General features: G+C 56.9%; 26 protein-coding genes, 2 tRNA genes and 1 riboswitch. Of the genes, 10 read left to right on the forward strand and 18 right to left on the reverse strand.

The window, feature by feature from the left end; translation table 11 throughout:
- The first annotated feature begins 119 nt into the window (after nt 1–119).
- Both OCV66_RS03970 and OCV66_RS03975 read left to right on the forward strand, forming a co-directional pair.
- Complete coding sequence (locus OCV66_RS03970) at nt 120–1,514, forward strand: sodium-dependent transporter (RefSeq protein WP_147573817.1); 1,395 nt, start codon at nt 120–122, stop codon at nt 1,512–1,514.
- 204 nt (nt 1,515–1,718) lie between these two features.
- Nucleotides 1,719–2,246, forward strand: a complete 528-nt coding sequence (locus OCV66_RS03975; RefSeq protein WP_147573818.1) for a hypothetical protein — start codon at nt 1,719–1,721, stop codon at nt 2,244–2,246.
- A gap of 31 nt (nt 2,247–2,277) precedes the next feature.
- Here OCV66_RS03975 and bioA read toward each other — a convergent pair whose 3' ends face one another.
- The 6 genes from bioA to OCV66_RS15525 form a co-directional block, all read right to left on the reverse strand.
- Complete coding sequence (bioA, locus tag OCV66_RS03980) at nt 2,278–3,480, reverse strand: adenosylmethionine--8-amino-7-oxononanoate transaminase (protein ID WP_054328426.1); 1,203 nt, start codon at nt 3,478–3,480, stop codon at nt 2,278–2,280.
- A 17-nt stretch (nt 3,481–3,497) separates the two neighbouring features.
- A complete protein-coding gene (gene bioD / locus OCV66_RS03985) occupies nt 3,498–4,181 on the reverse strand; it encodes a dethiobiotin synthase (protein WP_054328427.1) in 684 nt (227 codons plus the stop codon).
- On the reverse strand, nt 4,174–5,145 hold the full coding sequence (gene bioB, locus OCV66_RS03990) for a biotin synthase BioB (protein ID WP_054328434.1): 972 nt from the start codon (nt 5,143–5,145) through the stop codon (nt 4,174–4,176). Before bioB ends, bioD begins: the two co-directional genes overlap by 8 nt.
- A 7-nt stretch (nt 5,146–5,152) precedes the next feature.
- A complete protein-coding gene (locus OCV66_RS03995) occupies nt 5,153–5,701 on the reverse strand; it encodes a biotin transporter BioY (RefSeq protein ID WP_054328428.1) in 549 nt (182 codons plus the stop codon).
- 285 nt (nt 5,702–5,986) lie between these two features.
- Nucleotides 5,987–6,262 (reverse strand): hypothetical protein, encoded by a 276-nt coding sequence (locus OCV66_RS04000; RefSeq protein ID WP_054328429.1) that lies wholly within the window; start codon nt 6,260–6,262, stop codon nt 5,987–5,989.
- Nucleotides 6,263–6,673: 411 nt separating this feature from the next.
- The gene (locus OCV66_RS15525) at nt 6,674–6,934 is read right to left on the reverse strand and encodes a UTRA domain-containing protein (protein ID WP_307718884.1); all 261 of its coding nucleotides are present in this window, start codon (nt 6,932–6,934) and stop codon (nt 6,674–6,676) included.
- A gap of 102 nt (nt 6,935–7,036) precedes the next feature.
- On the opposite strand from OCV66_RS15525, the gene OCV66_RS15605 reads away from it, so the two are divergent.
- Entirely contained in the window at nt 7,037–8,077 is a 1,041-nt protein-coding gene (locus OCV66_RS15605; protein ID WP_147573819.1) for an alpha-amylase family glycosyl hydrolase, read from the forward strand.
- Nucleotides 8,078–8,324: 247 nt separating this feature from the next.
- Here the strand turns inward: OCV66_RS15605 and OCV66_RS04020 are convergent, their stop codons facing one another.
- The gene (locus OCV66_RS04020; protein WP_054328431.1) at nt 8,325–8,837 is read right to left on the reverse strand and encodes a hypothetical protein; all 513 of its coding nucleotides are present in this window, start codon (nt 8,835–8,837) and stop codon (nt 8,325–8,327) included.
- Nucleotides 8,838–9,455: 618 nt separating this feature from the next.
- On the opposite strand from OCV66_RS04020, the gene OCV66_RS04025 reads away from it, so the two are divergent.
- The 3 genes from OCV66_RS04025 to OCV66_RS04035 are packed head-to-tail and all read left to right on the forward strand — an operon-like array spanning nt 9,456 to nt 10,484.
- Nucleotides 9,456–9,812, forward strand: coding sequence for a hypothetical protein (locus OCV66_RS04025; protein WP_147573820.1), 357 nt, complete (start codon nt 9,456–9,458; stop codon nt 9,810–9,812).
- Nucleotides 9,790–10,275, forward strand: a complete 486-nt coding sequence (locus tag OCV66_RS04030; RefSeq protein ID WP_147573821.1) for a DNA-formamidopyrimidine glycosylase family protein — start codon at nt 9,790–9,792, stop codon at nt 10,273–10,275. The genes OCV66_RS04025 and OCV66_RS04030 overlap by 23 nt, the downstream gene beginning before the upstream one ends.
- Nucleotides 10,275–10,484 (forward strand): Fpg/Nei family DNA glycosylase, encoded by a 210-nt coding sequence (locus tag OCV66_RS04035; protein WP_107630590.1) that lies wholly within the window; start codon nt 10,275–10,277, stop codon nt 10,482–10,484. The genes OCV66_RS04030 and OCV66_RS04035 overlap by 1 nt, the downstream gene beginning before the upstream one ends.
- Before the next feature lie 460 nt (nt 10,485–10,944).
- Here the strand turns inward: OCV66_RS04035 and OCV66_RS04040 are convergent.
- The 3 genes from OCV66_RS04040 to OCV66_RS04050 all read right to left on the reverse strand — a co-directional run bounded on the left by OCV66_RS04040 (nt 10,945) and on the right by OCV66_RS04050 (nt 11,894).
- Nucleotides 10,945–11,029, reverse strand: a tRNA-Tyr gene (locus OCV66_RS04040).
- A gap of 29 nt (nt 11,030–11,058) precedes the next feature.
- Nucleotides 11,059–11,134, reverse strand: a tRNA-Thr gene (locus OCV66_RS04045).
- Nucleotides 11,135–11,219: 85 nt separating this feature from the next.
- Nucleotides 11,220–11,894 (reverse strand): helix-turn-helix domain-containing protein, encoded by a 675-nt coding sequence (locus tag OCV66_RS04050; protein ID WP_054326278.1) that lies wholly within the window; start codon nt 11,892–11,894, stop codon nt 11,220–11,222.
- A 342-nt stretch (nt 11,895–12,236) separates the two neighbouring features.
- Here OCV66_RS04050 and OCV66_RS04055 point away from each other — a divergent pair, with 342 nt between their 5' ends.
- The 4 genes from OCV66_RS04055 to OCV66_RS04070 are packed head-to-tail and all read left to right on the forward strand — an operon-like array spanning nt 12,237 to nt 15,579.
- On the forward strand, nt 12,237–12,665 hold the full coding sequence (locus tag OCV66_RS04055) for a PaaI family thioesterase (protein ID WP_054326277.1): 429 nt from the start codon (nt 12,237–12,239) through the stop codon (nt 12,663–12,665).
- Nucleotides 12,662–13,711, forward strand: coding sequence for an A/G-specific adenine glycosylase (locus tag OCV66_RS04060; protein ID WP_054326276.1), 1,050 nt, complete (start codon nt 12,662–12,664; stop codon nt 13,709–13,711). The genes OCV66_RS04055 and OCV66_RS04060 overlap by 4 nt, the downstream gene beginning before the upstream one ends.
- Nucleotides 13,708–14,193, forward strand: a complete 486-nt coding sequence (locus tag OCV66_RS04065) for a DNA-deoxyinosine glycosylase (RefSeq protein ID WP_054326275.1) — start codon at nt 13,708–13,710, stop codon at nt 14,191–14,193. Before OCV66_RS04060 ends, OCV66_RS04065 begins: the two co-directional genes overlap by 4 nt.
- Before the next feature lie 12 nt (nt 14,194–14,205).
- Complete coding sequence (locus tag OCV66_RS04070; RefSeq protein WP_243182393.1) at nt 14,206–15,579, forward strand: MATE family efflux transporter; 1,374 nt, start codon at nt 14,206–14,208, stop codon at nt 15,577–15,579.
- A 43-nt stretch (nt 15,580–15,622) separates the two neighbouring features.
- On the opposite strand, the gene OCV66_RS04075 is transcribed toward OCV66_RS04070, so the two are convergent.
- From OCV66_RS04075 to OCV66_RS04110, 8 genes are all read right to left on the reverse strand, one after another.
- Complete coding sequence (locus OCV66_RS04075; protein WP_159068027.1) at nt 15,623–16,222, reverse strand: folate family ECF transporter S component; 600 nt, start codon at nt 16,220–16,222, stop codon at nt 15,623–15,625.
- Nucleotides 16,223–16,291: 69 nt separating this feature from the next.
- A riboswitch (THF riboswitch) is annotated at nt 16,292–16,396 on the reverse strand.
- Between the two features lie 26 nt (nt 16,397–16,422).
- Complete coding sequence (locus OCV66_RS04080; protein ID WP_054326273.1) at nt 16,423–17,229, reverse strand: Cof-type HAD-IIB family hydrolase; 807 nt, start codon at nt 17,227–17,229, stop codon at nt 16,423–16,425.
- A 95-nt stretch (nt 17,230–17,324) separates the two neighbouring features.
- Nucleotides 17,325–19,352 carry a ferrous iron transport protein B gene (gene feoB / locus OCV66_RS04085; RefSeq protein ID WP_199855172.1) on the reverse strand — a complete coding sequence of 676 codons (2,028 nt, stop codon included), beginning with the start codon at nt 19,350–19,352 and terminating at the stop codon, nt 17,325–17,327.
- Nucleotides 19,349–19,579 carry a FeoA family protein gene (locus OCV66_RS04090; RefSeq protein WP_199855173.1) on the reverse strand — a complete coding sequence of 77 codons (231 nt, stop codon included), beginning with the start codon at nt 19,577–19,579 and terminating at the stop codon, nt 19,349–19,351. Before OCV66_RS04090 ends, feoB begins: the two co-directional genes overlap by 4 nt.
- A gap of 150 nt (nt 19,580–19,729) precedes the next feature.
- Nucleotides 19,730–20,269 (reverse strand): VanZ family protein, encoded by a 540-nt coding sequence (locus tag OCV66_RS04095; RefSeq protein ID WP_107630595.1) that lies wholly within the window; start codon nt 20,267–20,269, stop codon nt 19,730–19,732.
- Complete coding sequence (locus OCV66_RS04100) at nt 20,266–22,434, reverse strand: hypothetical protein (RefSeq protein ID WP_147573822.1); 2,169 nt, start codon at nt 22,432–22,434, stop codon at nt 20,266–20,268. Before OCV66_RS04100 ends, OCV66_RS04095 begins: the two co-directional genes overlap by 4 nt.
- Nucleotides 22,409–23,308, reverse strand: a complete 900-nt coding sequence (locus tag OCV66_RS04105; RefSeq protein ID WP_054326269.1) for an ABC transporter ATP-binding protein — start codon at nt 23,306–23,308, stop codon at nt 22,409–22,411. Before OCV66_RS04105 ends, OCV66_RS04100 begins: the two co-directional genes overlap by 26 nt.
- Entirely contained in the window at nt 23,305–23,676 is a 372-nt protein-coding gene (locus OCV66_RS04110) for a GntR family transcriptional regulator (protein WP_054326268.1), read from the reverse strand. The genes OCV66_RS04105 and OCV66_RS04110 overlap by 4 nt, the downstream gene beginning before the upstream one ends.
- Between the last annotated feature and the right edge of the window lie 38 nt (nt 23,677–23,714).

Genomic DNA, 23,714 nt, shown 5'->3' on the forward strand with positions numbered 1-23,714 from the left:
AACCTGCGCCGCGTGGAAAGCGCGCAGGGCAAGTGTGATGAATCGGGCCGCGGATAACTGAATAGTTTCCGCGGCCTTACCGGTTCATGTTTGGCTCATGTCATGAAGGGGTGTAAAGAATGGAGAATAACGGCAAGCTTCAAAATCAGGATGGCTTTCGGTCCCAGTGGGGCTTTATCATGGCCGCTGTTGGTTCCTGCGTCGGTATGGCAAACGTATGGCGCTTCCCGATGCTGGTGTCCAAGTACGGGGGATTAACGTTCCTGATCCCTTATTTCATATTTGCATTTATCATCTGCCAGTCCGGTATGATGGAAGAATTTTCGTTTGGCCGCTGGGCGAAAAGCGGCCCGTCCGGCGCGTTCGGTAAGGCTATGGAAAACGGCGGCAAATCAAAATCGGTCGGCGAATGGCTGGGCGCAGTTCCGATTATCGGCGCTTTCTGCCTGGCTACCGGCTACGCGGTCATTATGGGCTGGGTGTTCTACTGGACCAAAATGGCGATCACTGGCGAGCTCACCGCGATGGGGCAGGATATGGGCGCTATCGGCGGCGCGTTCGGCGCAGTTGCTCCGGAAGCAGATAGCCTTGGCGAAGCGATCAAGATGACCTTCGCTACCGGCGGCGCAAATAACCTGTGGATCATCGTCGGCGTAATCGTTTCCCTGCTGATCATGGTCATGGGCGTTGCGGGCGGCATCGAAAAATCCTGTAAGATCATGATTCCGGCACTGTATGTGCTGTTTATCGCACTGGCAGTCCTGATGATCTTCACTCCGGGTACCTCGGAAGGCTACAAGTATATCTTCACGCTGAATCCGGAAGGGCTCAAGAGTCCGGAAGTATGGGTTTACGCATTTGGGCAGTGCTTCTTCTCGCTGTCCGTTGCAGGCTCCGGCTCGGTCGTATACGGCTCTTATCTGGGCGATAATGTCAAGATCCGCCAGTCCGCTATCATCTGCGCGATCATGGACACCTCCGCGGCGCTGCTGGCAATGTTCGTCATTATCCCCGCTATGGCTTCCGCTGGCGGCGATCTCGGCGACGGCGGCCCCGGTCTGATGTTCGTCTCCGTGCTGCCTGTATTTAACAGCATGGGCGGCGTCGCAAGACTGATCGTTATCTTCTTTTATGTGGCGATCCTGTTCGCAGGCGTTTCGTCGGTCATCAACCTGCTCGAGGTGCCGATCAACTTCCTGCAGGATCAGTTCAAACTGAAACGCTGGGTCCCGACGGTGATTGTACATGCTGTCTCCCTGGCTATCGCGTTGATGATCCAGCCCTGGACTTCTCAGTGGATGGATATGGTTTCGATCTACATCCTCCCGCTTGGTGCAGTGACCGCTGGCATCATGTTCTTCTGGATCATGAAGAAAGATACGGCGATCGCTGCAGCACAGCTTGGCTCGGAAAAACCGGTCATGAAGTGGTTTATCCCGTTTGGTAAATATGTGTTCGTCCCATTATGTGTCCTCTGCTTTGTTTTGGGCATTGCATGGGGCGGCATCGGCTGATCCCTCGTCGGTTATCCCCCCGATTTTCCCTTTCAAACAGCGGAGGCTCACAGCAAATCATGCTGTGAGCCTCTGCTGTATTATCCACCGGAGCATGGCATGTCCGATATGAAAAGGTATCGTATCTGCCCCGGCTTTTTCGGATAAGTACATGTCTGCAAAGAACAATAAAAGCACTACTTTTGCAGACGGGGGGAAATCAGAATGAAACAATACCAATTAGCAGAAAAGCTGATCACGGGCTACATCCGCTATTTACGCGCGGAGGAGCGCGGTACCGGCACGTTCGAAAAATACCTGCTGGACGCCGCCCGCGCCCAGGGCCGAGAACGTCTCTCCCTGCTCTTGGAAGCCATCTACGCCACCGGCATCCGCGTTTCCGAAGCATGGTATATCACTGTCGAAGCCGCGCGGGAATCCCCCTCAAGGGGAAGATACGCACCACCCTGCTGCCTGCTAAACTGTGCCGCAAGCTGCTGCAATATGCCAGAAAGCAAAAAAAACCGTCTCCGGCAAGATTTTTCTCATGGGAAACGGCAAAAGCCTGTCGCGCAGGCAGATATGGGCGAATTTGTTTTTGTGCTGGAATACATTCTTTCCAAAAGCAGCTTTCGGAGGGATCATAAACAACAGCGGCCCCGATCTGCCAATCATGCCCTTTTTACCCGTTTCATTAACAGTCTCCTGTTCGGGTCGCTCTATTGCAGTTGCACGTCCGCTCATAGGCATTGAGAACGCCGATCGCCGTTCCTCCCGTTTTGTTTCATCCCTCGGCAAACCATGCTTTCATGGTATCCAAAACCCTGACAAGCGCTTCCTCCGTAATCACATAAGGTACCATCGCATACATATAATTCAGGAAAGGCCGGCTGAACACGCCCCGCTCAAAGGCAAACTGTTGGTATCCCGCAATCGTCTGGGGATCGTATACCTCAACACACACGCAGGCACCCATAATGCGGATCTCCTTGATCCGCGGATCGGAAAAGCCTCTCATTTCCCTGCGTGTGATCGCCTCTATCCTATGTATTTTGGACATATAATCCTGTTTTTCAAACAGCTCAATGGATTTCAGCGCTACACTGCAGGCCAAAGCATTCCCCATAAAGGTCGGCCCGTGCATCAAGGCATGGGCGGGATCGTCGTCATAAAAGCCTTCGTATACCCTGTGGCTTGTAACCGTGACGGCATGACCGATATATCCGCCGGTCAACGCTTTTCCAAGCACAAGGATATCCGGCAGGACCAGATCCGCAACAAAACGGTTTCCGGTACGGCCGAAGCCCGTAGCGACCTCATCAAAAATCAGGAGTACGCCATAGCGGTCGCAAAGCTCCCTGGCGCGCTTCAGGAAAGATATATCATACATCCGCATGCCGCCCGCCCCCTGCAGCAGTGGTTCGACAATAAAGCAGTTCAGGCGCTCATGGTACGCCGCAAAGGCTTTTTCCAGCGCTTTGATTTCCGTCGGGATATGGATGACCTTTTCTCTTTTCCCATAGGCCTTCAAAACAAAATGATAATCCTCGTCGTCGCCTACCTCCATGGCCTTGAACGTGTCCCCGTGATAGGCGTGTTCCAGTGCCAGCACCATGGTCCGCTGCGTTTCGTCCCGATTGACGTAATACTGCAGGGCGATCTTCAGCGCGACCTCCACAGCGACACTGCCGGAATCCGAAAAGAAGCAGCAGTCCAGATCGCCTGGGAGCCATTCCTGCATCTTGTCAGACAGCTTCTGCGCCGGTTCATGGGTCAGCCCTCCCAGCATGACGTGAGCAAATTTCCCCAACTGCTCCGTGATCGCCTGGTTAATCTCCGGATGCTTATACCCATGGATAACGCTCCACCAGGAAGATACGGAGTCGATCAGCTTCCGGTTTTCTGTATAAAGGTAAACCCCTTCCGCATCTACAATCTGGTAAGGCGGCTTCATGGTTTTCATCTGTTGATATGGATACCAGATCATTTTATTCCCTTCCTGTTTTATTCATATAAGGATTCCAGCGTTTCCAGTGGGATATCCAAATCCGTGTCCCCGTTTTTTACGCAGGCCAGCACCTTTAACCCTGTCATGTATTCACACATCGATCGATTATCCTGATGCATCATACTCTCCGGATCGAAGTGGTTAAAAATGATCCCTTTGACCGGAAGCTGATGCGCCTTCATATATTCCGTGGTCAGCACCACGGCATTGATCGTACCCAGCCCCGCATCCGTCACTATCAGGCTGCTCAGCTTCCTCGCCTTGATGAAATCTTCCAACAGCAGTTCCTGTCCGTCGAAGCGGAGCGGGCAGACAATGCCGCCTGAACCCTCCGCCGTAACATATTCATGACGGCCGCACACTTTATCAAAATCATGGAGCACCCGCTTCAGCTCCACTGGATTGCCCTCCATGCGGGCCGCCAGATGCGGAGAAACCGCTGTTTCATAGAGATAGGGACACATCTCGCTTATCGGCTGCGCAATACCGGAAACCGCCTTTACATGTAGGGCGTCGCCCGCAAGCAGACTGCCGTCCGCCCTGCGGTCATTCCCGCTCATCGCCGCCTTGTAATAGGCGGCGTTCCTTTTATTTCCCCAAAGCTTTTTGATGATCAGACCCGTTACATAGGTCTTACCAACATCGGTTCCCGTGCCTGTAATAAATATTTTTTTACTCATTGCAAAGGCCCACCTCGTATCCCAGACCTTTCAGCAGCTCCATATCGGTTTGCGTGGTAATGCCGGCAGTTGTCAGCATATCGCCGGAAATCGCCGCGTTAGCGCCGGAGGTAAAGCAGCTCCTGCCCTTATCCGGCAGCTGCCCCCTGCCGCCTGCCAGCCGGATCGAAGCGTCCGGCAGAATAAAACGGTATACTGCAACGATCCGCCGCATATCCTCCACGGTCAATCGAGGGTTATTTTCCATCGGTGTACCGGGAATGGGGTTGAGCATATTGACCGGAACGCTTTTGATCTGCAGCCTGCGCAGCTCTATCGCCATGTCGATCCGGTCTTCAGCTCTTTCGCCAAGCCCCATGATCCCCCCGCTGCATACCGAAAGCCCTGCCGCCTGCGCCGCGTGGATCGCCTGCACCTTGTCGTCAAAGGTATGCGTCGTGCAAATATGCGGAAAATTCCTGCGGGAGGTTTCCAGATTGTTGTGTACTCTCGTTACGCCCGCCTCCTTCAGCTTGCGGAATTGCCTCTTGTCCAGCAGGCCAAAGGATACGCAGACCGAAATGCCAACCGTCCTTTTTATTTCTTGCACAACCCAGCACATCTGCTCCACCTCCCCATCAGACAGCCGTTTGCCCGATGTGACGATGGAATAACGGAGTACTCCCCGTTCCTGATTGCGCTTTGCCTGCGCAATGATCTCCTCTTCTGGCAGCAAAGGGTACTGTGCGGCGCCGGTATGGTTATGCGCGGACTGCGCGCAAAACCTGCAATTTTCCGAGCAGCGCCCGCTCTTCCCGTTGATAATCGTGCAGATATCAAACCGGTTGCCGCAAAAATGTCGCCGGATAGCATCCGCGCTTTTACACAGTTCGTCCAGTGGCTGCTGGTAAAGGCACATCGCTTCCACCTTTGTGATCGGTTCGCCGCTTAGAACTTTTTCCGTCAACTGCTGTAAAGCTTTCATCATCACATCACATCCGATTCATGATAGGGATCAGCCGTTTTCCCAGGATGGCGCCGAGAATGCACAGCACAATATCACCAGGCACGACCAGAATAAAACAGTACAGGAACAAGGGCCACAAACCGATTGGAGTGCCCAAATAGAAATTGCTTATCAGATAATAATATACCATTCCGAATAGGTACACGATTCCAAGCCCGATAAAGTTAGCGGTAAGCAACCGCTTATATCCCGGATTGGCGGCTTTGTTTGCGATGCGTCCCGTGACATAGGATGCGATGGCAAACCCGATAATATAGCCAAAGCTCGGTTTCAGCACATAGGCCAAGCCGCCACCTTCCGCAAATACCGGCAGCCCCATAAGCCCAAGCACAATGTAGATGCAGACCGAAGCAGCGCCCCATTTTCCTCCCAGCAGCAGCCCTGCCAGCATGGTAAATAAAAGCTGCAGCGTAAACGGCACCACTGGAATGGGAATCCGAATAAACGCCCCTACAACGATCAGCGAGGTAAACAAACCGCAAAGAATCAAGTTTTTCGTTTTTGCCGTTCTCATTCTTTCTCTCCTATGGTACGCTTCCGATCTATCGCATATTTTCCGCAAGCGCCTTTTTCCCGTGGATGCATTTCCTGCCTTTTAATCGAGAATCAGTATAACATACCCACACCCCACCGTCAACCTATTTTATTTTTAGGTTTACAATAATTATTGTTTAGGCAACGTTTTCTAATTCGGTAGCCAGCCATCCGGTCAGGCCGGTCAGAAGCGCTCCCGCACCTCTTCATCAGCGGCGGTAAAATGCTCCTCCAAAAACGCCTGTACTGGCTGGATATCGGTCGACTAGTTGAGCAGCGCAATGATATCCGCTACAGGTTCCGGCTCCGCGGCGGTTTCGGATATATACTCGAGCAATACATGATTTTTTCCGTTTCCGCCGCAAAGATAGCGCCGTGTTGGACACTGCGGATAGAACGCATCAACATCCTCCAGCCGGTGCAGATGCGTATATGCCTTACACACACTCTCCGAGACGACGTCGAGCGCATCCTCTCGGTTTCTGGTATAGCTATAGGCCACGCAGTAAAACGAGTCTTTCCGCGCATCAATCAACTCCATGAATTATTCTTCGTCGACATTTGATTTCTTTTTCAGCAGCCTCATATCCTGTGTCCTCCTTTCATATAGTTAGACGCCGGTCAGGCACCGTTCGTTGAAGCGTTTTTCCCAACCCGCTCCGCGCGTCTTTCGTCAGGACGCACTCCCCGTCTTACGCACAGCGTTGTCCTGAAAGCGGAAATACTGCGGGTGATGGCGGGACCGGGTATATTCAAACATGACGCCATCGCCGTTATAGGTTTGGCTGATGACAACCGCAAGACCGTTGCAGTCCCCCAAATTCAGATACTCCTAGTCAAGTGGCGTCGCCTTTTCCACCGTTACCACCCGTTTGCTATTGACGATCGAAACATGCAGCTCCTGTTCCAGATAACGGTAAATCGAGCCGGAAGCAACCTCCTGTGTCAGGTTTCATGCCACATCCTGCCGGAAGGAGCTGCGGTTCAGGATCAACGGCCGTCCGTTCAGATAGTGCAGACGCTGGATAGAATACAGCCTTGTCCCCTCCGAAAAGCCGGTCTTTTCCGCCAGCGCCGGATTGGTCGCCACCTCTGAAAAGCGCAGCACCCCGCTCGTTCCTTTCCAGTGATTGCGCGCGGCCGATTCGGCAAAGGTTTCGATCGTACCAAGGGTAAATGTGGCCTGCCGCGCGGGTTCAAAAATATTGCGCACACCTTTTCCCCGCATAGTCCGCACATAACCGGCCCGCGCCAACTCGCCGACCGCACGTCGCAGCGTGTTGCGCGGGCAGCCCAGCGATCAGCGTATGCTCGGATGGCAGCAGTTCCTGCGGCGGATACTGGCCGGATTCGATCTTCTCCTTATGGGGTTCAACCACATAAATGGTTTCGGAAAGCGCTTTCCGGCGATCCTAATTACGAGGATTATTATATCTGGCGCGAAGGCGGTCCCGACGGCACGCCGCCAAACAACTGGGAAAGCAAATTCGGTGGCAACGCCTGGAAGTATCTTCCGGAAAAGGGCAAATGGTACCTGCACCTGTTCGACCTCACGCAGGCTGACCTCAACAAGGGCTTCCGCTTTGATGCAGAACTGCTACCAATATGCGGGGGCGGATACCGGCGAGTTGAGCATGGTATTCTCGTTCCATCACCTCAAGAAGGTGGATTATGTAAGCAATGGTGGCTTGTGCCATTTGATTTTCAAAAGCTCAAGGATATCCTGTTTTCGTGGCAGACTGGCATGAGCGAGCACAACGCCTGGAACGCGGTTTTCTGGTGCAACCACGACCAGCCGCGCGTGGTATCCCGCTTTGGCGACAAGGGCGAATATTGGAAACTGTCGGCCAAGATGCTGGGTACGGTTATCCACTGTCTGCACGGCACGCCCTATATCTATCAGGGCGAGGAGACCGGCATGACCCCCCTGGGCTTTTCCTCGCTCGACCAATACCGCGACGTGGAAAGCATCAACCATTTCCACATCCTGCGCGGCTGTGGACTGCATGAGGACAGCGCCTATGATATCCTCCGCGTACAATCGCGCAATAACAGCCGCACGCCTATGCAATGGGATGGCAGCAAAATTGGCGACTTCTCCGCCGCCGTGCCGTGGATCGAAATGAATCCCAACCATACGGCGATCAATGCTGCCAGCCAGATAGACGATCCCGATTCTGTGTTCGTCGCCCACTACCAGAAGCTGATCGCGCTCCGTAAGCAGTATGATGTGACCGCCAACGGCGACTTTGCACCGCTTGACAGCGGGCATCCGTCTATACTCGCCTACACCCGCCGTACTGCCGGCGAAACGCTGGTCGTGGTCAACAACTTTTACCGCAGGGAAACCGAGTAGGACTGTCCGGTCGACCTGACCGGCTTCCGCTGTCTGCCTTTCAACTATGAAGACGCTGCGGTACAGAAGCATCTGCACCTGCAGCCATACGAGTCCCTGGTGTTCTACCGCGTGGAATAATCCACGCTGGACGACGCCGAACAGGGATTTCCGTGCGAAAAGGCCTGCGGTTTCTTTCCCTGTCAGCAAATATTTTCCTATAAAAAGGCTGCGGCAGACACGAAAAAAGTGGTCCGCCGCAGCCTTTTTACATAGTTTCCTCCGAAAGCAGATAGGCGGCGGTCATTTCCAGCATGCTCGATCCCTGATCGATACGAATATCCGGAATGGCGCGCCACAACCGGTCTACACGGGCTGTCCCCGCTCCGGTATCCGTATAAACAACCACCTGCTCCATCCCTACCTTTGTATTTTCAAACCGCAGATGAACGGCGTACCGCCGGTTATTGATCCTCACTGGCCGTGTGTATTGAAACCGGTCAAATTCGTTCGCATCCGTCCAGTGGTACAGCTCGCTCTCCGCCAGTTCGCGCACCGTGCCGTGCTCGCCCAAGCGGACCGCCGTACTGTTCAGCACCAGCCCTGCGCGGACCGAGGTAATCTGATTGGTGTCGGCAAGCGGCATCTCACCGGTGTCGAGCGCATACAGGACGACCGTTTCCCCTGTTATGAGTTGTACCTCCCGCGCAGCCGGCAGTTCTCTTCTCCCCGTTTCCGCGTTCTCCACCTGTTCCCTCTGCGCAAATATCGTTGCTTTCATGTATGGCGCCTCCCCATTTCTCACATTATTTGCCGCCTATGCGGGAGCTGCCCTGTCAGCATGGCTTCCCCGCCCTGAACCGCGGATTATCATTGTATCACCCTCCCTGCGCATTTCCTGTCCGATCGTGCTGGCGGGGAATATTGTTTGATGCGGCAAGGCAGCGCCGTATTGGCTGCAGGCTGGACGGGTATCGCCTGCGCCCTTCTCCCTATATCAAAAGCCCGCGAAACCGTTAACAGTTTCACGGGCTTTATGGCGCAAAGGCACTGTTATTTTTCTGTGCCGCTCCACACCCACCCTCTCACTTTGGGCATATCGACGCCGTACTGGGTAATATACCGCTTGTGCTCGATCAGGCGCTTCTCCATCTCCTTCCAAAGGTGCGTCCCCCCGATTACCCAACTGCGGCAGGCGCATCAGCACGTCCTGCACCAGATGGAACCGGTCGATATCATTCTGCACCCGCTGGTTCATCAACACCCTGGACGAGTGCTTTCAGCAGGACATGGACGGTGCGGTCTCCATCGAACAGCGGCTGGCCGCGATGCAAGCCTTTCATAGCGCTGGAGGCGCACCACCTGCTTTATCTCGCCTATTTTCCCGGGCATCACCGATATGCCGGCCATCATCCGGCGGGTCAAGGGGCAGTGCAACCTGATCTGGCTAGAAAACCTCAACCTGCGGGGCGACTACAAGACGATAATATTGGATTATATCCGTGAAAAACACCCTCACCGGCTGCCGCTGTATCAGGAAATTTATGTACAGGGAAACCGCGGCTATTGGCGCATGCTGGACCAAGAACTCAAAGCCGACGCCGCCTCGCTCGGGCTGGACTATATGACCAACGACGACAGCATGCAGTGGCCGTTCGACGCGCCGCCGGTCGTCGTCAACCATTTCTATCACGAGCAGATCAAGCGCTCTGCCAGAAAGGACGGGAGCCGCCATGCCGAAACTGTTGGAGGTTAAAACCATCAAGCGGGTCATAGCGCCCCAGATACAAGAGCTGACGATCGAGCGCGTCCAGATACGACGGCAGGTGGTGGTCGCATCCCCCGCCACGGAGGCATTCTGCCGGAAACTGGCCGGACAGACGGTATCCGGTTTGGAGCGCTGGGAAAAATTCCTGCGTTTCCGGCTGACGCTCGGCGGCTGCGCAATTCTTCACCTGCGGCTGACCGGCTGCCTGTTGCCCCCTGCCGAAATGCCGGAAGAGAAGCACACCCACCTGATCCTAGCGTTCAGCAGCGGCAGGGAGCCACACTTTTCGGATACGCGTCGGTTCGGACGTTTCTGGCTGCTCCAAGACGGGGAAGCCGATACTTACAGCGGCATCGCAAAGCTGGGCAAGGAGCCGTTCGACGCGGACGTTTTCGCAAACTACCTGCGCGCCCTCCTGGGAAGGCGGAAAAGACCGTCAGGGAATGCCTGATGAACCAGGCATTCATCGCCGGCATCGTCAATATCTATGCGGACGAGATCCTATTCGCGGCGCGCATCGCACCCGTGCGCGCTGCAAGCAGCCTGACCGGCGGGGAGTGGGCGCGGCTATCGACCGCCATCCAGGAAGGGCTCGCCTACTTTATCGAGAAAAAACGCGACCACGCCCGAGGAATACATGAAACCAAGGGGCAGGCCTAACGCAACACACCGTTTTTGCAGGTCTACAGGCATTAGGGCTAGCCTTGCCCCATCTGCGGGACGCCGCTGCGCCGCGTCGTACTCGGCGGGCGAAGTGTCCAGCCTGTCAGCATTAGCACAATGGAGGAACAGCAAGATGGATACGATCGATTCTCTTTTTCAGCAAATTGTTAGGGATAACGCCGAGAGGCCCGCGGTCATTGAGTTCAACCGCACCCTGACTTCTAGGGAACTGTCCGAGCTGGTGGGCCGGATCGTAGGCACGTTCCCTGCATATGACCCTCGGGCAATTCTGGGAAAGCAGAATTGCCCGAGGGCTGTCCTGTGTCCCCGCTCCGCCTTATCTGATTACAGCCTTCCGTACCTGGCAACGCTTTGCCGCTCACGCATTTAAGCGGGAGACTAAATAAAATGATATATTAATGCAAAAAGCACTCCGCTTGGAGTGCTTTTTCATAACTGGTGGGAGGTGGTGGATTCGAACCACCGAAGTCATAGACGACAGATTTACAGTCTGTTCCCTTTGGCCACTCGGGAAACCTCCCATATTCGATTGCATGCCGCCTTAAAAGGGTGGAGCTGGTGGACGGACTTGAACCCCCGACCTGCTGATTACAAATCAGCTGCTCTACCAACTGAGCTACACCAGCGTTTTCGCAGGTTTTGTCTGTCTTAGCGACGTTATTTATATTATCACAATCCACCGCCACCTGTCAACAGTTTTTTTCAATTTTCTTATTTTATACTCACATTTTTTCCAAGCGCTTCAATTGAATCCGATACCTGCTGCAAAATCGTCAAGAAAGCCCCTGCCTGCTCCGGATAGCGTTTGCTGATCTCGTTGGGCGACATCGGAAAACGATGCAGTTCCTCTGCCGAAAGGCCGAAGCCCGCCGCCCCCTGCGCTGCTGTGCGGATGCGCAACTCATGCTGCTTCAGGCGCGCATCGCACAGGTACTCAAATTGCTCCCGCGACGCGCGGAACACAGCCTCTACGCCCGCCGGATCGGCCATATAGATATATCGGTATGCCTTATAAACGGCAACCGACAGGTACGCTTCCACTTCGCGCGGGAGCTGCACGCTTCCGGTCTGGCCGGCCAAGTCAAGCAGCAGCGCCGCCGCTTCCACAACACGGTTCTTTTCCTGTTCAGCATCCTCCCTGCCATCCATCCTGCCGGCAGGCACGGCCGAACCGTCTCTTGCCATCGAGCGCCCCAACAGGTAATCACAGGATACGCCATAGTAATCCGCCGCGCGTACCACAAAAGACAGCCCCGGTTCGCGCAGGCCATTTTCATAATGGCTGAGCAATGCCTGCGATACCCCCAAGTCGGCGGCAGCAGTACGCTGGCTTATTTTCTTTTCCCGCCGCAAAAGCGCGAGCGTGCGAGAGAAATCACTGGCCATATCTCTGTTACCCCATCATAAAACTATTGTTATTATACTCGCTGTATTAGCGTTTGTAAAGCACCGAAAAAACCTTTTTCGTCCTTTTCAGCTTTCATTTCGTCCTGTTTTTATCATTTTCACGTTATTTTGTTGCACTATCGTGCCGTGATAACTACATCTTGTATGCCGTTGTTTTTCCATTCCCTTAACAATTCTTTTTTATTTTCGTAATGGAATCCACCGCCGCTTTGCTTGACTGCATCCCTCGCGGTCTATTATAATAAAAGTAATTCAACAATTCTTCCATGGTGCGGCTGCCTGCGCATTGCCGCACCATGTCCATGCAAAGGAGCCTTGCTTATGAAAACTGAAATCGAAAGAATCCTGAAACTACGTCAGGAAGCAAACGGCCTGAACAAGCTGATGCATATGCGCGTCATCACCCTCGATGAGGACGGCGGCGCGACGGTGGAGCTTGACCTGACCGACGAGCTGCTCAATCCGCTCGGCATGGCGCACGGCGGCACGATTTTCACGCTCTGCGACATCGCCGCAGGCTCAGCCGCCGCTTCGCACGGTATCGTCGCCGTTACGCTGGACAGCAATATCCATTATTACCGGCCTGGGCATGCGGGTACGACGCTTACCGCGGTCGCCTATGAGCGTAAGCGCGGCAGCAAGACGGCCGTCTATATGGTAGAGGTGCATGACGAAGCGCGGCGCCATATCGCGGACGCCGTTTTCACCATGTTCTATACTGGGGAAACGCTGGGAGACAAGACAAGTTGAACGGTCTTTCCCCCGCGCTTGTTCCTCCGCTGCTCGGCTGGTATGACCAAGGACACCGCGACCTGCCGTGGCGCACGTTGCCCACGCCTTACCGTGTATGGATCAGCGAAATCATGCTTCAGCAGACGCGCGTTGAGGCTGTGCGTAGATACTTCGACGGCTGGATGGATGCGCTGCCGGACATCCGCGCGCTGGCGGAAGCGGAGGAGTCCGTTTACATGAAGCTGTGGGAAGGGCTCGGCTACTACAATCGGGTGCGCAACCTGCACCGCGCCGCTGTCGTACTCTGCCAGGAATACGGCGGCCAGCTTCCCGCGGATTATGACAAGCTGCTTTCGCTTCCCGGCATCGGCGAATACACGGCCGGCGCGATCGCGTCGATCGCCTATGGGATTCCCGTTCCCGCGGTGGATGGAAACGTGCTGCGCGTTGCCGCGCGGCTGGATAACGATTTCACACCGATCACGGATGCCAGGTATAAAAAGCAGACGCGCGAACGCTTTGCCGCATGGATGCCCGCGGATCGGCCGGGCGATCTCAATCAGGCGCTGATGGAGCTTGGCGCAACCATATGCCTGCCCAACGGCGCGCCGCGCTGCGGGGACTGTCCGCTGCAGCACTTGTGCTTGGGCTATCACCACAAAAATGCGTCCTCCCTGCCGCTACGTGCCGCTAAAAAGGCGCGGCGCATCGAAAACCGCACCGTACTGCTCGTGCGCTGCGGCACGCTCGTCGGCCTGCGGCAGCGCCCCTCCGCCGGCCTGCTTGCCGGCCTGTGGGAGCTTCCCTCGCTCGACGGGCATCTTTCGCCCGAGGAAACGCGGAGCGCGCTTGCCGGACTCGGCTGGCAGCTCCGCCGGATGCTTTCCCTCCGTCCTGCCAGGCATATTTTCACCCATGTGGAGTGGCATATGAACGGCTATTACATCGAGCTGGATAACCAGCCGGAACCGCTTACCTTTGTCAGCCCTCCAGCGCTGCGCGCCACATACGCGCTGCCCAGCGCATTTCGCGCCTTTCTCAACGTGATCGAGGAGGAACTATGAAAACCCAGACCGTTGTCCACAATTTCCCGCCGCTATATGACAGTGAATCCCGCGTGCTGTTGCTCGGCTCAATTCCCAGCCCCAAATCACGCGAACTCCGTTTCTTTTACGGCCATCCGCAAAACCGCTTTTGGCGCGTGCTTTCCGCCGTATTAGGCGAGCAGCCTCCGCAGACCATCGAAGAAAAACGCGCCATGTGCCTGCGCCACCATATCGCTCTGTGGGATACTATCGCCCGATGCGATATCGCCGGCGCGTCAGATACCAGCATCAAAAACGCCGTGCCGAACGACATCGGCCGCCTGCTGCGGGAAAGCAAAATAGAGCGTATTTTCGCCACCGGCGGCAAATCTGCGGAGCTGTACCGCAAGCTTATCGAACCGCAGACCCATGTGCCGATCACACAGCTCCCCTCCACCAGTCCGGCCAACGCCGCGTGGTCGTTGGAGCGCCTGATTGAAGCATACCGCGTCATTTTATAGAAAGAGGGCGTATTGCAAACGAAAAAGGATCTGTTCTCAGCAAAAGCGCTGAAAAAACTCATCTGGCCGCTGATATTGGAGCAAATCCTGTCCATCACCATCGGCCTGGCCGACACCATTATGGTATCCTCGGTTGGGGAGGCCGCTGTTTCCGGCGTTTCCCTGGTCGATATGCTCAACGTGCTGATTATCAATATCTTTGCCGCCCTGGCAACAGGCGGCGCGGTCGTGGTGGCGCAGCTGCTCGGCTCCAAGGAGCGCGAACGCGCATGCGACGCGGCCAAGCAGCTTTATTTCGTCGTCACGCTGATCTCGATCGGCATCGCCACGATCGTCATGCTCCTGCGCGAGCCGCTGCTCCGCCTGCTGTTCGGCTCGACCGAACCGGACGTTATGCAAAGCGCGCTGACCTATCTGACCATCAGCATATTCTCCTATCCGGTCCTAGCGATCTATAATGCCGGCGCGGCGCTGTTCCGCGCGCAGGGCAATTCCAATGTTTCCATGATGATCGCGGGGCTGATTAATATTGTCAATATAGTTGGCAACGCAACAATGATCTACGGCTTTCACACAGGCGTCGCGGGCGCGGCGCTCGCCTCGATGTTCGCGCGCATTGTCGCAGCGGTAGTTATTACCATCCTGCTGTTCAATCCCGCGCACACCGTGTCCCTGCGGCGCGGCACGGCATTCCGGCCGGATAACCGGCTGATCCGCCGCATCCTGCAGATCGGCGTCCCTAACGGCCTGGAAAACAGCCTGTTCCAGTTGGGGCGCGTGCTGGTTGTCAGCATTATTGCACTGTTCGGAACAACGCAGATCGCCGCAAACGCGGTCGCAAACAATCTGGATTCGATCGGAATCATCCCCGGCCAAGCGATCAATCTCGCCATGATCACGGTCGTCGGCCAATGCATCGGCGCTGGGGACGCGGAGCAGGCACGCCGCATGGCGAAAAAGCTGGTCAAGATCACATATCTTATTTTGGGCAGCACCTGCCTGCTGTGCATGCTGTTCAGCCCGCTCGTCCTGCGGATCTACAGCCTCTCTCCCGAAGCGCTCTCCCTCGCCCGCATCCTGATTCTCATCCATAACGGCTCCGCTATCCTGTTCTGGCCGATCTCCTTTACCCTGACCAATGCGCTGCGCGCGGCCAACGATGTGCGCTATCCCATGTTCTGCGCGATCGCCTCCATGATGTTGCTGCGTCTGGGCGGCGGCTACATCCTTGCCGTGCAGTTCGGCCTCGGCGCGATCGGCATCTGGATCGCCATGGTCGCGGACTGGATCTGCCGCGCAATCTGCTTTACAACGCGTTTCCGCGGCACCAAATGGCTGACCTTTGCCCCCGGCCTTCGGCAGGCGGCGCAGAACGGCAGCCTATAAACAGAAAAACACCCCGAACCCTTTCCGGTTCGGGGTGTGCTTTTTATCTTGTCGTATCCGCTTTGACCGCACACGCATCGCCTGCAGTACCCGGCAGCGCCATGTAAATCTTCAGGACCATTTTCATGCCGAAGTAAAGCAACACGACCTCCAGCGGCAGCACCAGCAGGTTTTTGGGGATACGGAGCGCGAGCAGGACATTCATCGCTTCGCCGCCTGTCATGGAAAGCCAGAGGGAGTTCAGGCCGATATTACAGAACAGGTTGATGCACACCTTGGCTCCGATTGCGCGGCCGACTGTCAGCCGGCGGGGATACAGCCACACCCCCCAGAATAAGCCGCCCATGATCGCGGTAACGGTAAAGCCCGGGAAATATGCGCCCATCGTCAGGTTACCGGCAAAATAACCCAACACATCGGTACCTATGCCCGCCATCATAGCGACCGCCGGTCCGAACAGCATGCCGATCGCCGCGTTGCACAGGAAGCCAAAACCGATGCGCAGGTTCGGCGGCAGCTTGATGGTCAGTCCGAGCAGATCCAGTGTGATGTTGACCGCGATCAACAGCGCGGTAAGCGCCAGGCAGCGCGTACTTTTCAGCTCTCGGAGAGACTGGACGAAAATATTCTGTTTTTTTTGCATAGAAAAAGACACCTCCTGTAAAAAATTCATCTGTTGCCACAGCGATTTAGGAGATGCCTAAACAGTTGCAGCAGCGGGATGCGGCCACAATACCGCAGGGGGATTTTCGTCCCTTTCGTCCGCTGAACAACTCCCCGTCTCAGCGGCACTTAACGCATTGTGACCTACTCTGCTTTTTCCTGTTCTATTGTATCACGCTTTTACGTCTTGTCAATACCAAGTGTCCGCCGGATCGTGCGGCAGACCCCGTCGTCATCGTTAGAGGGGCAGATATGCTTTGCCGCAGACCGAAGGGCTTCGTGTCCGTTCGCCATGGCGTAGGACTCTCCGACCGCCTGCAGCAGTTCCAGGTCATTTAGGTAGTCTCCGAACGCCATGCACTCGTCCGGCGCGATGCCCAAGCGGCCGCAGATTATCCGGACCGCAAGTCCCTTGTTCATTCCCGGGCGCATCAGGTCAATCCAATCCTCGCCGGAAAGCGCGACTTGGCTGGTCTGCGCAAACGGCCGGAACGCCGGCATCAGCACCCGCTCCGCGCTGCGCGAGCAGAACAGCGCTACCTTGCACACAGGCTGGCTGCGCGCGACCGCAAGCAGGTCGTCCGTATAGTGCCGGCGCGCATAGTAATACGACATGTTTTCCAGAAACACGGTATCTGTCCGATTCTCATAATAGCCTCCCTCCCGACAGGCCAGGATCGCGTGGGTTTTGGGAATCGATCGGGCCGCCACCACCGCTCGGACGACCTCGTCCGGCGGCATGGCCTCGAACGAGAGGAGCTCCGCCCCGTCGCAGACCATCGCGCCGTTTTCACTGATATACAGCAGTTCGTCCGCGATCGGCGCGAACAGCTCGCGCAGGTTGTAATACTGCCGTCCCGACGCTGGAGCAAACCGGATGCCGCGCCCGCGTAGCTCCCCAATCAGAGGGAACAGGTCGGGCGAAAGCTTCCGCTCGCTTGTCAGCAACGTTCCGTCCAGGTCTGCGGCAATCAGCTTGATGGACATGACAGGTCTCCTCCTCTTTCTCCATACCGACAGATTTCCTTTCCAGTATAACACAGGGGCCGCGCTTTGAACAGCGCAGCCCCTATTTTCCGTCCTTATAGCAGCAGGCTGCCGATTTGGTACACCGCCAACGCGGCCAAATACGCCAGCCCCGTCTGGAACGCGGCGGCGCCGAACGCCCATCTCCAGCCGCCCATCTCGCGCTTGATCGTGGCAAACGCGGACATGCAGGGCATGTACAGCAGCGTAAATACCAGGAACGAATAGCCCGTAAGCGGGGTGAACACCGAACCGAGCAGGCCGGACAGCACCGCACTGTCCCCGCCCGCGCCGTACAGCACGCTCATTGTGGAAACTACCGCCTCCTTGGCGACCAGACCGGTCAGCAGCGCCACCGATTCCTGCCAGTTCCCAAAGCCCAGCGGGCCAAACACCGGCGCGATCGCCGTTCCAAACACACCGAGGATGCTTTCCCCCGCGTCCTGCGCGACCGCAAGCGTCGGCGTAAAGTTCTGCAGCAGCCAGATGACCACGCTCATCAAAAAGATGACCGTGCCAGCGCGAGTGATGAAATCCTTCGCCTTCTGCCACATGTTGAGTACTGTACCCTTGAAGCTCGGCATACGGTAGGTCGGCAGTTCCAGCACAAAGCCCGAGGATACGCCCTTGAACACCGTTTTTTTGAGAATGAAGCCCGCGGCGATCCCCACCAGGATACCCAGCACATACAGACTGATCACGATCAGCCCCTGGTTCTCCCCAAACAACGCGCCCGCGACAAGCGCATAAACCGGCAGCTTGGCACCGCACGACATAAACGGGGTGAGCATGATGGTCATGCGGCGGTCGTCGTCATTTTCCATCGTGCGTGCCGCCATGACCGCGGGCGTGGTGCAGCCAAAGCCCATCAGCATGGGTACGAACGACTTGCCGGACAGTCCGATGCGCCGCAGCAGCGTATCCATGATAAACGCCACGCGCGCCAAGTAGCCGGTGTCCTCCAGAACAGAGAGGAAGAAAAATAGAATCACGATCTGCGGCAAAAAGCTCAGCACGCCGCCCACGCCGCCGATCACACCGTCGCACACCAGCCCGATCATCCACGGCGCGGCCTGCGCTGTTGTCAGCAGTCCGCGTATGGCAGGCGAGAGTACCTCCTGAATCAGGTATTCCATCCCGTCGCCCAGCCAGGACCCGAACGGGCCAAACGTACACCAGAACATCAGAAACATGAAAAACGCGAAAATCGGCAGCGCCCAGACACGGTGCAGCACGATCCGGTCGATGCGCTCGGTCACGGTCGCCTTATGCACCGCCGGCCTTCGGTAGCTGGCGCGCACCAGCTCCTCAATATAGTCGTACAGCGCGTCCGCCAGCACCATTTCCTTATCCGTCTGGTTGGCGTGGCTCTGCATGCCTGCCGCGATCGTGTTCAGTTCCTCCCGTATCTTCTGCGGCATGCCGCGCCGGTCCATCTGCTCCCACATCGCCTTATCGCCCTCGAGCAGCTTGGCCGCGTAAAACGGTAGGCTGCACGCGCGCAGTGGAAGCGGCCGCAGTAGGCCGGACGCGCGTCGGATCGCCGCCCCCACGCCATGCAGATAGGCCGGCTGCTGTGCCGGCGCGCGCATCCCGTGCGCCAGCGCGTCCAGAAGATCATGCATATTCTCGCCCTTTTTGGCCGATATCGGCACGACCGGCACGCCCAGCCGCGCGCTCATCTCCTCGCAGTCGATCTCGATGCCCTGCGCGCGCACGTCATCCATAAAGCCGAGGGCGACCACCATCGGCAGCCCCAGCGCAACAAGTTGCAGCGTCAGATACAGGTTGCGCTCAATATTGGCCGCATCCACGATATTAAGGATGCCGTCCAGCTCGTCCGACAGCACGAACTCGCGCGCGATAATTTCCTCCTGTGTATAGGGCGAAAGCGAATAGATTCCCGGCAGGTCCACGATGTCAATGCCCGCCCCGTCGTGGCAGATATGACCGGTCTTGCGGTCGACCGTCACGCCGGGCCAGTTCCCGACATGCTGGTTGGAGCCGGTCAGTCGGTTGAACAGCGTCGTCTTGCCGCTGTTCGGATTGCCAATAATCGCAATGGTTTTTTTATCCCCGTTCATCCGCCCGCCTCCAGCACAATCTTTTTTGCTTCTTCGCGCCGAAGCGACAGGCTGTATCCCCTCAGGCGCACGGCGACCGGATCGCCAAAGGGCGCGATCCGCTCCATAGTCACGACCACGCCTTTCGTAATGCCCATATCAAGAAAATGGCGCTTGAGCGCGCCATCCGCCGTGATATAGTCCACCACGCCGCTCTCGCCGGTTTTTAAATGGTTGAGTGTCTTCATTTTATCCCCCTGCTGCGGCCAAGTCTTCGGCTGCATACCTTATTATTATAAAATGTCCGTTTCCGCTTGTCAATGCGGCAGAAGGGCTTCCGCCCTACAGCGGAAGCCCTTCCCTTTGCTTTTCAGTTGTCCGGTACGCCGCGTTTACAGTCAAAGCCCGCCCAGCAGAAGCAGGTCGGAAGCCGTGGCCGACACAATCACCGCCAGCCAGCACGCAAGCGGATACGCCCACTCGGCGCGCCCCTGCCGCGCCGGCGCAAGGCGCGGACACGCGCACAGTAGCAGCTTTGCCAAAGCAAATCCGGCCGCCGCGCCCAATGTATTCAGGAGCAGGTCATCCACCGAGGTCACGCCGCCCGCAACAAGCTGGATCAGTTCAATGCTGAGCGATACGCCGAAGCCGAACAGAATCGTGCGCCTCGCGCGCCCAAAATACCGCCAGAACAGCGGCAGCAGGAACCCCAGCGGCGCGAGCAGCGCCGCGTTGCCCGCGATGTTGGCGAACACCCCCAGGCCGGGCGAAGCAGGATCGTTCAATACCGCCGCAATATCCGCAAACGGGACCAGCTCCAGCCGCGGCGCGGGCAAGCTGCCTGCCAGCAATTGGTACAGCGACGGCCCTGTTACCAGACCGACGCACAGCAGGTACAGCAGGAGTACCGCAGCGCCGCAGAAATCCCGCCGTCTCATCCGACCGACGGCATCTCAGCCGCTGCCGCCGCGCCAATGACTGCCGCGGCTTCATCCGCCGCCCCGTCGGGCCGGTACTTTTCGATCACGTCCGTGGGCTGCGTGCCGAGCAGGTAGCGCAGCTCTGTCGTGCGATCGCCGTCTTTTAACGTTGCATATACATTGACCGTATCTGTGCTTTCCATCAGGGGCGCTCCGCTGCCGAGATAAAACACACTGTTGTATATATCCATTGCGTCGGCATAAACCGCATTTTCCAGCAGCTTCTCAATATCCCCGGCATCGGTCACGGTCACGTTGCTCCAAGCTGTGCCTTCTTCATCGCGCTGCACCACATAGCCGATTTCTACCGTGCTGATCTGATCTGCGGTCAGCGCCTGCGGCTGCGGCTCATAGCCGGTCAACTGCTTAATGAGCGCCAGCGTTCTGGTATCCGCCTCACACACATAAATATTGCTCCAGCTTGCGGACCGAATGCCGTCCTGCCTGTTTTCGTACGCCAGTTCCAGTCGGAACACCGGCATACTGCTTTCCTGACGCGCCAGTTCTTCTTCGCGCAGCGTTTCCAGTATTTCACTGATTTTCTCCGGCTCGTCATACAGGTTACCCAGAAAGGCGCCGGCATTATCCGTAAACATAAGCACCGCGACCTCGTCCTCAGTCATATTATCGAGGCAGAACAGGTCCCACTTTTTCTGTTTGTACTCCGCTGAGGTTTGGAGCTGCACCAGCAGCGCCTCCACCTCTTCGGTCTGCGGCAGCCTATAGTAGCGCGCCTCCATGCGCCCGCCGTTAAGGCGGAACTTGAGTGTAATACCGAAAGAGTCGTCAAACGAACCGAACTGCGCCTGCAGCTCGCCCTCCGGCGCGGCGTCTTCCGCCGCCGTCATGGCAACGCCGATCTCCGCCAGCCGGCACACCGCCGCGATATTCTCCGGCTCGCTCAGCATCTCCCTGCTGCTGTATGCGGCAACATCCACCGCCTCCAGCTCGCCCTCGTCCGGCAGCCAAGTGTCATAGCCGGTCACATCCGCTTTCATCAGCAGTATCCCCCCGACCAGAACGACCAGCATCACCGCCAAGTGCAACGGTTTGGCAAAGATCGCGCGGAAATCAAAGGCATAGATGATCTCAACGATCCAATGGAACAGCACCGCGCCGATCACCAGGCCGGGCCAGAACCAGAAATCTCCCGCAATCAGGTTGAACAGCGTGCCGAACGCAACGCTCATAATCAGACAGATATATACCTTGATGGGCAGCTTTGACCGGTCGAACGCAAGCGCCGTTCCCGCCCGCTCGCTTTTGCGGATGCGGAACAGAAATACCGCCAGCGCGGTCACTACCGCCGCAGCGGCCAGATACCCCGCCAGCAGGCCGGCCGCCGAGCCAGTCTGCCCGAGTGTGGCAACGCCGCCGTACCGGATACCGTCCACCGTGAAGTACTCCATCACCGGGCAAAGCCGTACCGCCGCTATCGTACCATCCAGTCCGCCTTCCGACGAATACGTCTCATAAAATTTGCCGAGCATCGCGATCTGCAGCATGCGCACCAGCAGGGGCGAAAAGTACACCCAGGCGAGCAGCAGCAGGGTGACGACCGTATTTCCGCAGACGATAGTTGTCAGCACGGCCAGCGCATAAATGAGCAGGAAGAAAATCAGGTTGCACAGCACCGTGCCGCCGATCGCCCCCCAATCGGCCGCTTCGCCAAAGCCCATCGCATAAGCGCAGGCCAGCGTAATGGCGAGCATGACAAAATAGGTGGAAAGCGTACACAGCGCGCCGGTCAGGAAGTTGTTGGCGAACAGGCGTGTGCGCGAGAGGGGGAGCGAGTGGTAAAAATCCACCTTCTGCCGGTTGTGCAGGTAGGCGAACAGCGCGACGCCGCACACGACCGCCATGACCACAAAGGTTACCTTGACAAAAGGATTGTAGCCGAGCAGCACGGCCACCTGGTCAAGCGCGCCCTGCCAGGCATCCTCCATATACTGCGGGGAATTATTCAGATTATACGCTTTCTGCTCCAGCGCCCGCTGCATCGTCATCAGCACGGGCAGCAGCAGGGACAGGAAAAAGCCCACGCCGGAAAGGACGAGCGCCCACAGGCTGCGGCGCATGCTGTCCCCAGCAAGCCCTTTAGAAGAGAAGCTTTTTGACGTCATAACCGGCCACCTCCGTTTCATTGATGAATATTTCTTCCAGCGTCAGCGGAAGCATTTCGCAGAAGCTGGGGTTCATGGCGTTGATCCGCGCCAGCAGCTCCTCGCGGCTGCCGCGCGCAGTCAGCGTATACAGAGAGCCGCGCTGCTCCAGGCGCAGCAGGTCAAACTCCTGCCATGCGTTTTCCGGAAGCGTGCCGGTAAAAATACACTGCAGCTTGAACATTCCGAGCTTCATCTCATCCAGATCGCGCGAGAACAGGATACCGCCGCGGTGCAGCAGGCCGACATGGTCGCAGATATCCTCCAGCTCGCGCAGATTGTGGGAGGCGATAACCGGCGTCATGCCGCGGCTTTCCACATCCTCCGCAAACAGGCTTTTGACCGTCTGCCGCACGACCGGATCCAGCCCGTCGAACGTTTCGTCGCAGAACAGGTAATCCGTTCCCGCGCAGATGCCGCAGATCACGGAAACCTGTTTTTTCATGCCCTTGGAGAACGTGCGTATCTTTCGGTTCTCATCCAGGCCGAAGCCGTCCATCAGCTTGTGGTAGCGCGCCTCGTCAAAATAGCGGTAAAATCGCTTGTAATAGTTCTTCATTTCTGCAGGCGTGCTGTTCGGAAAAAAGAACTGTTCGTCGGAAATAAAGAAAAACCGTGCCTTGATTGCTACATTTTCAAAAATATCCGCCCCATCGATGCGTACCGCACCCTCGTCCGGCGACAGGATGCCCGCCAGCATGCGCAGGAACGTCGATTTGCCCGCGCCGTTCGAACCGATCAGCCCATACACCGAACCGTCCCGCACCTCTGCGCATATATGGTCGACCGCCGTGATGCTTCCAAAGCGTTTGGTCGCGTTTTCAGCCGTAATCATGCCCCATCCACTCCTTTCTTCTGCAGCCAGCCGCGCAACCGATCCTCGTCCGCGCCAAGCGTGCGCGCCTGCGCCGCCAGCGCGCCGATCTGTGCGCCGATCTCTTCCAAGCGCCGCTCCCGCAGCACCGTCATGTTATCCGAAATAAAATTCCCCCGTCCCTTGGCCGCGTAGATCACGCCGCGCCGCTCCAGCTCTCCATACGCGCGCTGGATCGTGTTTGGGTTGATCGAAAGCTCCATCGCAAGCTGGCGTACGCTGGGGATCTGCGTATCCGCAGGCAGCGCCCCGCGCAGCGCAAGCTCCTCAATACCGTCCACCACCTGTTCATAGATGGGCCGCGGATCCCGATAATCGATTTTTATCACATCGCGCGCCTCCTTTCCAGTCGTGTTCCACATGTTCT

It is taken from the genome of Agathobaculum ammoniilyticum (assembly GCF_025567315.1).
In the GTDB taxonomy this organism is placed as follows: Bacteria; Bacillota; Clostridia; order Oscillospirales; family Butyricicoccaceae; genus Agathobaculum; species Agathobaculum ammoniilyticum.